This window comes from Micromonospora sp. NPDC050795 (assembly GCF_044456785.1).
In the GTDB taxonomy this organism is placed as follows: Bacteria; Actinomycetota; Actinomycetes; order Mycobacteriales; family Micromonosporaceae; genus Micromonospora.
In genome coordinates this window covers 19,288-28,747 of record NZ_JBITGE010000020.1, presented here as the reverse complement: position 1 = coordinate 28,747, position 9,460 = coordinate 19,288, and the positions used below count along the sequence as shown (strand labels likewise).

Here is a 9,460-nt window from a genome sequence, read left to right as displayed (position 1 = left end):
GCCACCCGGCCGCCGGGTGGCGCATCCGCGGGTGCAGAGCAAAGGCGGCGGACATGGGAGCGACGGCGGCGGAGACGGCGGCGGAGAGGTCCGACCCGACCGCGGGACGTCCGCCGTCCGGACCGTTTGAGGCGCAGAGGAGTACGCGTGACACCCGAGGAGATCCTGGCCGCTGACCGGGCGCACGTCTGGCACCCGTACGCCGCGCTGCCGCCGGCCAACCCGCCGTACGTGGTGCGCGGCACCGAGGGGGTACGGCTCACCCTGGCCGACGGGCGGGAGCTGGTGGACGGGATGTCGTCCTGGTGGGCGGCGATCCACGGGTACCGGCACCCGGTGCTCGACGCGGCGGTGACCGACCAGCTCGGCCGGATGAGCCACGTGATGTTCGGCGGGCTCACCCACGAGCCGGCGGTGCGGCTGGCCCGAACCCTGGTCGAGCTGACCCCGGACGGCCTGGAGCACGTGTTCCTGGCCGACTCCGGCTCGGTCAGCGTCGAGGTGGCGGTGAAGATGTGCCTGCAGTACCAGCGGGCCGTCGGGCGGCCCCAGCGGCGCCGGCTGGCGACCTGGCGGGGTGGCTACCACGGCGACACCTTCCATCCGATGAGCGTCTGCGACCCGGAGGGCGGGATGCACCACCTGTGGGGCGACGTGCTGCCCCGGCAGGTGTTCGCCCCGGTGCCGCCGGGCGGTTTCACCGATCCGCCCGACGACGGGTACGTGGCGGCGCTGGTGGAGACGGTCGAGCGGCATGCCGACGATTTGGCCGCCGTGATCGTCGAGCCCGTCGTCCAGGGCGCCGGCGGGATGCGCTTCCACCACCCGGGTTACCTGCGGGTACTGCGCGAGGTGACCCGCGCGCACGGAATTCTGCTGATCTTCGACGAGATCGCCACCGGGTTCGGCCGTACCGGCGAGATGTTCGCCGCCGGGCACGCCGGGGTCACGCCGGACGTGCTCTGTGTGGGCAAGGCGCTGACCGGCGGCTACCTCACGCTCGCGGCCACCCTGTGCACCCCGGAGGTCGCCCGGGGCATCTCGGCGACCGGTGTGCTGGCGCACGGGCCCACCTTCATGGGCAACCCGTTGGCCTGCGCGGTGGCGAACGCCTCCATCGGGCTGCTGCGGGCCGGAGACTGGGCCGAGCAGGTCGCCAGGGTCGGCGCCGGCCTGCGCACCGGTCTGGAGCCTCTGCGCGGCATGCCCGGCGTGGCCGACGTACGGGTCCTCGGCGCGATCGGCGTGGTCCAGCTCGATCACGAGGTCGACCTCGGTGCGGCGACGGCTGCCGCGGTCGCCCAGGGGGTGTGGCTGCGCCCGTTCCGCGACCTGATCTACACGATGCCGCCGTACGTCACCGACGATGCCGACGTGGCCCGGATCGCGACCGGGGTGGCGGCGGCGGTGGCGGCTGGCTGAGTCGGCCCGGCCACCGGGTCGACGGGTTACCCGGGCGGGTCAGCCGCCCGGACGAGAAGAGGGGAACACTCCGATGGAGAGCTTCGGTACCCGGCTGCACCGGGCGATCACCGAGCGGGGCCCACTCTGTGTGGGCATCGACCCGCATCCGGGTCTGCTGGCTCAGTGGGGCCTCCCGGACGACGTCGAGGGGCTCGACCGGTTCAGCCGAACCGTGGTGGAAGCCATCGGTGACCGGGTTGCGGTAGTCAAGCCTCAGTCGGCCTTTTTCGAGCGGTTCGGGTCCCGAGGTGTGGCGATTCTTGAGTCAACTATCCGACAGTTACGAGATGCTGGCTCGCTCGTTCTGCTCGACGTCAAGCGCGGCGACATCGGCTCGACGGTGAGCGCGTACGCCGCCGCGTACCTTGATCCATCCAGCCCCGTGTATGTCGACGCGGTCACCGCGAGCCCCTACCTCGGGGTCGGCTCGCTGGCACCGATGTTCGAACTGGCTGCCGAGCACGGCGGCGGCGTGTTCGTGCTGGCCCTCACCTCCAACCCCGAGGGCGCCGCCGTGCAGCGGGCCGTCACGGCCGACGGCCGCACCGTGGCGCAAACCGTGATCGACGAGATTTCCCAGCTCAACAGGGGTGCGTCCCCACTCGGGAGCTTCGGTCTGGTGGTCGGCGCGACCATCGGTGACACCGGTCATGACCTCTCCGGCGTGGGCGGCCCACTGCTCGCTCCGGGGCTCGGCGCGCAGGGTGCCGGTGCAGCCGATCTGCGTACCGTCTTCGGTTCGAGCCTCGCCTCGGTGCTCCCGTCGTACTCCCGGGAAGTGCTCTCGGCAGGCCCTGATGTGGCCGCGTTGCGGGCCGCCGCGGACCGCGTTCTGGTCGACTGCCGGGCCGTTCTGCCTGCCCGGTGACTGACTGACGGGTCGGTCACTCTACGGTGATCATGCGGCCCCCACGTTGCCGAAAGCTCCGTTGGCCGCTAGTTTTCCCCGCGCTGGGAACCATGGACCCCTTGGTTCACAGCGACACCACGTTTCACAGATGCGGCGGTGCGCCCCGCCCGCCGCGATAGGGACCTGAGGAGAACTGGTGCCGCTCCCGTCACTGACCCCCGAACAACGCGCTGCCGCGCTCGAGAAGGCCGCGGAGATCCGCAAGGCCCGTGCTCAGCTGAAGGAGCAGCTCAAGCAGGGCAAGACCACCCTCGGTGCTGTCCTCGAGCGGGCCGAGAGCGACGACGTCGTTGGCAAGCTCAAGGTGTCGGCCGTCCTGCAGGCCATGCCGGGCATCGGCAAGATCCGGGCTACCCAGATCATGGAGAAGCTCAAGATCGCCGACAGCCGTCGCCTGCGTGGCCTCGGCGAGCAGCAGCGCAAGGCACTGCTTGGAGAGTTCGCCGCCAACTGAACCTGGCAGCGTGTAGAAACAAGCAGTGAGCACGGATGACGAGGCGCGCCCGGCGGCTCGGCTCACTGTCCTGGCTGGACCTTCGGGTTCCGGCAGGGAGAGTGTCGTCGAGCTCGTCCGGGCGCGTTCTCCGTCCGTGTGGATCCCGGTCGCGGCAACCACCAGGCCGCGCCGGGAGTCGGAGATCGACGGGGTGGACCGCGTCTTCCTCGCCCCCGCCGAGTTCGATCGACGGATCGTCGACGGCGAGCTGCTGGAGTGGTCCCGGATCGGTTCGCACCGCCGGGGCACCCCGTACCCACCGCTGCGCGCCCGGCTCGACGCCGGGCAGCCGGTGCTGCTCCCGCTCGACCTGCGCGGCGTCCCACTGGTCCGGGCGCGCCTGCCCGATGCCCGGCTGGTGCTGCTGAGCCCACCCGGGTACGCGCCCGACGCCACGGTGGCCGCCACCGTCGCGTACGCGCTGACCCACGACCACACCGAACGGGTGGTTGCGGAGCTGGTAGGCTTACTCGGTTCTTCTTATCCGGATCCGGCCTGGTCACGCGTGCGTGGCTGACGGGTCGGCCGCCGTTGAGACTCAGCACCGCGTCCGCGCGGCTCGAAAGACGCAGAGGTTAATTCGTGGGATCCATCGCCAACCCCGAAGGCATCACCAACCCGCCGATCGACGAGCTCCTCGAGAAGACGACGTCGAAGTACGCGCTGGTCATCTTCGCCGCCAAGCGCGCGCGCCAGGTCAACGCCTACTACAGCCAGCTCGGTGAGGGTCTGCTGGAGTACGTCGGCCCGCTCGTCGAGACCACCCCGCAGGAGAAGCCCCTCTCCATCGCCATGCGCGAGATCAACTCGGGCCTGCTCACCGCCGAGCCGACCGACCAGCCGTAAGCCCCCGCTGGCCGATGTCCGCCTCGATCGTCCTCGGGGTCGGTGGCGGCATCGCCGCCTACAAGGCGTGCGAGCTGCTGCGACTCTTCACCGAATCGGGTCACCGGGTTCGGGTGGTGCCAACCGCGTCGGCGCTCCGCTTCGTTGGAGCGCCGACCTGGGCCGCGCTCTCCGGTCAACCGGTCGCCGACGACGTCTGGACCGACGTCCACGAGGTGCCCCACGTCCGGCTCGGTAAGCAGGCCGACCTGGTGGTGGTCGCGCCGACCACCACCGACCTGCTCGCCAAGGCCGCCCACGGCCTCGCCGACGACCTGCTGACCAACACCCTGCTGACCGCCCGCTGCCCGGTCCTGCTGGCCCCGGCCATGCACACCGAGATGTGGGAGCACCCCGCCACAGTGGCCAACGTGGCCACGTTGCGCTCCCGCGGGGTCCGGGTCATCGAGCCCGCCGTCGGCCGGCTCACCGGCGCCGACACCGGCAAGGGCCGCCTGCCCGACCCGGCGGAGATCTTCGCCGTCGCCGGTCGGCTGCTGGTCCGTGGCGCCTCCGCCCCCGCCGACCTGGCCGGTCGCCGGGTGGTGGTCACCGCCGGTGGCACCCGTGAGCCTCTCGACCCGGTGCGTTTCCTGGGCAACCGCTCGTCGGGCAAGCAGGGGTACGCGTTCGCCCGCGCGGCTGTCGCCCGGGGTGCCCGGGTCACCGTGATCTCGGCCAACGTCGGCCTCGCCGACCCGGCCGGGGTCGACCTGATCCGGGTGGGCACCACCGCCGAGTTGCGGGAGGCGACAGTCAAGGCCGCCGACGAGGCCGACGCGGTGGTGATGGCGGCGGCGCCGGCCGATTTCCGGCCCGCGACGTACGCGACTGGCAAAATCAAGAAGTCGGACGACGGTGTCGCACCCACCATCGAGCTCGTCACGAACCCGGACATCGCGGCGGAGCTCGGCCAGCGCAAACGGCCAGGGCAGGTGCTGGTGGTGTTCGCCGCCGAGACCGGCGATGCCGAGGCCAACGGTAGGGCGAAACTCGCCCGCAAGCGGGCCGACCTGATCGTGGTCAACGAGGTCGGTCTGGACCTGGTCTTCGGCGCCGACACCAACACGGTGACGGTCATCGGCGCGGACGGCTCGGTCAGCCGGCTGCCCGAGCAGGCCAAGGAAGCTGTGGCCGACGCCGTCTGGGATCTCGTCGTCGCGCGGCTGCCCGCCGGCTCCTGACGGGTGGAACAGAGCACAACCGAACCCGACACGGACCGCTGTGGTGATTAAACTTCCGCGGAACGACTTCATACGCTTAGGAGTGCCGTGACACGCCGTCTCTTCACGTCCGAATCGGTCACGGAAGGCCACCCGGACAAGATCGCTGACCAGATCAGCGATGGCATCCTCGACGCGCTGCTGGCCGAGGACCCCCACAGCCGCGTGGCCGTGGAAACCATGATCACCACCGGTCAGGTGCACATCGCCGGTGAGGTGACCACCAAGGCGTACGCCGACATCCCGACGATCGTCCGCCGGACCATCCTCGACATCGGCTACGACTCGTCGAAGAAGGGCTTCGACGGCGCCTCCTGCGGGGTCAGCGTCTCCATCGGTGCGCAGTCCGAGGACATCGCGCAGGGTGTGGACAATGCCTTCGAGTTGCGCACCGGAGCGTCGGAGAGCGCGCTGGACGCGCAGGGCGCTGGCGACCAGGGCATGATGTTCGGCTTCGCCTGCTCGGAGACGCCCGAGCTGATGCCGCTGCCGATCGCGCTCGCGCACCGGCTGGCCCGCCGCCTCTCGGCGGTGCGCAAGGACGGCACGATCCCGTACCTGCGCCCGGACGGCAAGACCCAGGTCACCATCGAGTACGAAGGGCTGCGTCCGGTCCGGTTGAACACCGTCGTGGTGTCCAGCCAGCACGCCGCCGACATCTCGCTGGACTCGCTGCTCACCCCGGACGTGCGCGACCACGTGATCGCCCCGGAGCTGGAGAGCCTCGGCCTGGACACCGACGGCTACCGGCTGCTGGTCAACCCGACCGGCCGCTTCGAGATCGGCGGCCCGATGGGCGACGCCGGGCTGACCGGCCGCAAGATCATCGTCGACACCTACGGCGGGTACGCCCGCCACGGTGGCGGCGCGTTCTCCGGCAAGGACCCGTCCAAGGTGGACCGCTCGGCCGCGTACGCGATGCGGTGGGTGGCCAAGAACGTGGTCGCCGCCGGTCTGGCCGAGCGGTGCGAGGCGCAGGTGGCCTACGCCATCGGCAAGGCGCACCCGGTGAGCCTGTTCATCGAGACGTTCGGCACCGAGACCGTGCCCGTGTCCTCGATCGAGAAGGCCGTCACCGAGGTGTTCGACCTGCGTCCGGCCGCGATCATCCGGGACCTCAACCTGCTCCGCCCGATCTACCAGCAGACCGCCGCGTACGGCCACTTCGGCCGGGAGCTGCCGGACCTGACCTGGGAGAGCACCGACCGGGCCGCCGACCTCAAGTCGGCCGCGGGAGCCTGACCGCCACCAAGCGCAGCGACCGGCGACCCGCGGACGGGTCGCCGGTCGCGCGCGTCTGCGTGGATGTCGGACTGGCGCACCTGGACCGGCCGTTCGACTACCTGGTGCCGGCGGAGCTGGACGAGGTGGCGGTGCCCGGTACCCGGGTGAAGGTGCGCTTCGCCGGGCAACTCGTCGACGGGTGGCTGCTGTCGCGCGCCGACGACTCCGGGCACACCGGCCGTCTCGCGTACCTGGAGAAGATGGTCTCCCCGGAGCCGGTGCTGGCCCCGGAGGTCGCCCGGCTGGCCCGGGCGGTCGCCGACCGGTACGCGGGCAGCCTCGCCGACGTGCTCCGGCTCGCCGTGCCGCCCCGGCACGCGCGGGTGGAGAAGGAGCCCCACGACGAGCCGCCCACCCCGGCGGCCCCCGTCGGGGCGCTCGACCCGCGCGGGTGGCGCGACTACCCGACCGGTCCGGCTCTGCTGCGGGCGCTCGCCGACGGCCGGGCGCCCCGCGCGGTCTGGTCGGCGCTGCCCGGTGAGGACTGGGCGGCCCGGTACGCCGACGCGGTGGCGGCCACAGTCACCGGTGGGCGCGGCGCCGTGGTCGTGGTGCCCGACGCGCGTGACCTCGACCGTCTCGACGCGGCGCTCACCGGCGTCCTCGGCCCGGGGCGGCACGTCAGCCTCTCCGCCGCGCTCGGCCCGGCCCGGCGGTACCGGGCGTTCCTCGCCGCTCGCCGTGGCCAGGTGCCGGTGGTGATCGGCACCCGGGCGGCGATGTTCGCCCCGGTGGCCCGGCTCGGCCTCGTCGCCGTCTGGGACGACGGTGACGACCTGCACTCCGAGCCCCGGGCGCCCTACCCGCACGCCCGCGACGTGCTGCTCACCCGCGCCCACCTCGCCGAGGCCGGCGCGCTGGTCGGCGGGTACGCCCGGACGGCCGAGGCGCAGTTGCTGGTGGAGACCGGTTGGGCCCCGGAGGTGGTCGCCGACCGGGCCACCGTGCGGGCGCGGATTCCGACCATCGCGCCGACCGGGGACGACCCGCAGCTGGCCCGTGACCCCGGGGCCGCCACCGCCCGGCTGCCCAGCCTGGCTTGGACGGCGGCCCGCGACGCGCTCCGCCAGGACCTGCCGGTGCTGGTGCAGGTGCCCCGCCGTGGCTACGTCCCGTCGATCTCCTGCGCCGAGTGCCGCACCCCGGCCCGCTGCGCGCACTGCGCCGGCCCGCTCGCGCTGCCCTCGGCCGGTGGCACCCCGGCCTGCCGGTGGTGCGCCCGGGTGGCGGCCGCGTACGCCTGCCCGGAGTGCGGTGGGCGGCGGCTGCGGGCCGCGGTGACCGGCGCCCGGCGGACCGCCGAGGAGCTGGGCCGGGCGTTCCCCGACGTGCCGGTGCGCACCTCGGGGCGCGAGGAGGTGCTGACCGACGTGCCAGGCGGCGCGGCCCTGGTGGTGGCGACCCCGGGCGCCGAGCCGGTCGCCGAGGGTGGCTACGGCGCCGTGCTGCTGCTCGACTCGTGGGCCCTGCTGACCCGGGCCGACCTGCGCGCCGGCGAGGAGTCGCTGCGCCGCTGGTTGGCGGCGGCGGCGCTGGCCCGCCCGGCGCCGGCCGGCCGGGTGGTGGTGGTCGCCGACGGCGCGCTCGCCCCCGTGCAGGCGCTGCTGCGCTGGGACGCCGGCTGGTTCGCCGGTCGGGAGCTGGCCGAGCGCCGCGAGCTGGGCTTCCCGCCGGCCGTGCGGATGGCGAGCGTCACCGGGGTGGCCGAGGCGGTCGCGGACCTGCTGGCGGCGGCTCGGCTGCCGGACGACGCCGAGGTGCTCGGGCCGGTGCCGGCCGAGGAGGGCCGGGAACGGATGTTGGTCCGGGTGCCCCGGGCCCGCGCCGCTGCGCTCGCCGAGGCGTTGCACTCGGCCGCCGGCGTCCGGGCCGCTCGCAAGGCCGCCGATCCGGTTCGTCTCCAGGTCGATCCGCTGAGCCTGTTCTGAGGTGTTTCGGCCGGTGCTGACGGTCGCGGACCTCACCCGCTGCCGGGGGCCCTCGCACACCGCGTCCGGCAAAGCGGTGGCGTCCGAGTGGTAGCATCGCCCGTCATGCCAAGGCGTACGACGGTCTCCAGGTTTCGAGGGGGCGTCAGCCACGCCGAGCTGGGGCCGTCGCGGGATGGCGCGACGATGGCGGGAACGCGTCGGTCGGGCGCGAGGTCGATGATGTCAATGAGCCGGTGATCAGGGGTGGACCAGTCGTGACCGTTGGACAATCGATCGTCTTCAACGGCGACCTCGGCAGCGGCAAGAGCACCGTGTCGGTCGAGATCGCCAAGCGGCTCGGCATGCGCCGGGTCAGCGTGGGGGACCTCTACCGGGAGATGGCGCAGCAGCGGCAGATGACCGCCCTGCAGCTCAACCTGCACGCCGAGCTCGACCAGGCCGTCGACGGCTACGTCGACCAGCTCCAGCGGGACATCGCCGCCTCCGGTGAGCGCCTCGTCATGGACTCCCGGCTGGCCTGGCACTTCTTCACCGACGCGCTCAAGGTGCACATGATCACCGAGCCGGGCGAGGCGGCCCGCCGGGTGCTCGCCCGCCCCTCCGGGCCGGCCGAGAGCTACGCCTCGCTGGAGGAGGCCAAGGCCAAGCTCCGGGAGCGCAGCGCGAGCGAGCGCAGTCGGTTCATCATCCGTTACGGGGTGGACAAGGCCCGGCTGCGTAACTACGACCTGATCTGCGACACCACCCGGGCGTCCGCCGCCGAGGTGATCGAGCACATCGTGGCCGCGTACGAGGGCACGCTCGGCGCCGAGGTGCTGCGCGACGGGCCGCCGCTGCTGCTGCTGGACCCGGCCCGGGTCTACCCGACCGAGGACATCGCCACCTTGCGTGGTCTGTGGGACACCGACTTCGTCGGGGGGGTGGCCGAGGCCGGCGACGAGGCCCTCGAACCGCTGAAGATCGGGTTCACCGGCGAGTACTTCTTCGTCGTCGACGGCCATCGCCGCCTCAGCGCCGCTCTGCAGAATGGGTTCTCCCTGGTCCCCGCCCAACTGGTCGCCGAGGTCGACGAGCCGGTGGTGGGCGGGATGACGGCGATCGACTACTTCGCCGCCCAGGTGCGCCCCGGCCTGATCTACGACTGGGAGGCGGCTCACAAGATCCAACTGCCGCTGCCCGAGCCGGCGCTGCTCCGCGGCGACGCGGTGCTCGCGGGGGACCCGGCCGCCGGCGTCTGAGCGAGGCCGGGCCGACGCGCGGGGTACGC

Annotated in this window: 9 protein-coding genes; all 9 read left to right on the top strand. The window is 72.7% G+C overall.

Annotated features, from left to right (window positions below; translation table 11 throughout):
• The first annotated feature begins 147 nt into the window (after positions 1–147).
• Entirely contained in the window at positions 148–1,422 is a 1,275-nt protein-coding gene (locus ACIBEF_RS18885) for an adenosylmethionine--8-amino-7-oxononanoate transaminase (protein ID WP_396794521.1), read from the top strand.
• Positions 1,423–1,495: 73 nt separating this feature from the next.
• A complete protein-coding gene (gene pyrF, locus ACIBEF_RS18880; RefSeq protein ID WP_396794520.1) occupies positions 1,496–2,332 on the top strand; it encodes an orotidine-5'-phosphate decarboxylase in 837 nt (278 codons plus the stop codon).
• 178 nt (positions 2,333–2,510) lie between these two features.
• Positions 2,511–2,828, top strand: coding sequence for an integration host factor, actinobacterial type (mihF, locus tag ACIBEF_RS18875; RefSeq protein WP_030335662.1), 318 nt, complete (start codon positions 2,511–2,513; stop codon positions 2,826–2,828).
• Between the two features lie 25 nt (positions 2,829–2,853).
• Positions 2,854–3,387, top strand: coding sequence for a guanylate kinase (locus ACIBEF_RS18870; RefSeq protein WP_396794519.1), 534 nt, complete (start codon positions 2,854–2,856; stop codon positions 3,385–3,387).
• A 65-nt stretch (positions 3,388–3,452) separates the two neighbouring features.
• Positions 3,453–3,716, top strand: a complete 264-nt coding sequence (gene rpoZ / locus ACIBEF_RS18865) for a DNA-directed RNA polymerase subunit omega (protein ID WP_030335666.1) — start codon at positions 3,453–3,455, stop codon at positions 3,714–3,716.
• A gap of 14 nt (positions 3,717–3,730) precedes the next feature.
• The gene (gene coaBC / locus ACIBEF_RS18860; protein WP_396794518.1) at positions 3,731–4,939 is read left to right on the top strand and encodes a bifunctional phosphopantothenoylcysteine decarboxylase/phosphopantothenate--cysteine ligase CoaBC; all 1,209 of its coding nucleotides are present in this window, start codon (positions 3,731–3,733) and stop codon (positions 4,937–4,939) included.
• A gap of 87 nt (positions 4,940–5,026) precedes the next feature.
• Complete coding sequence (metK, locus tag ACIBEF_RS18855) at positions 5,027–6,220, top strand: methionine adenosyltransferase (RefSeq protein WP_354945685.1); 1,194 nt, start codon at positions 5,027–5,029, stop codon at positions 6,218–6,220.
• Between the two features lie 59 nt (positions 6,221–6,279).
• Positions 6,280–8,190, top strand: coding sequence for a primosomal protein N' (locus tag ACIBEF_RS18850; protein ID WP_396794517.1), 1,911 nt, complete (start codon positions 6,280–6,282; stop codon positions 8,188–8,190).
• A 257-nt stretch (positions 8,191–8,447) separates the two neighbouring features.
• Positions 8,448–9,431, top strand: coding sequence for an AAA family ATPase (locus tag ACIBEF_RS18845; protein WP_396794516.1), 984 nt, complete (start codon positions 8,448–8,450; stop codon positions 9,429–9,431).
• Positions 9,432–9,460 lie beyond the last annotated feature (29 nt).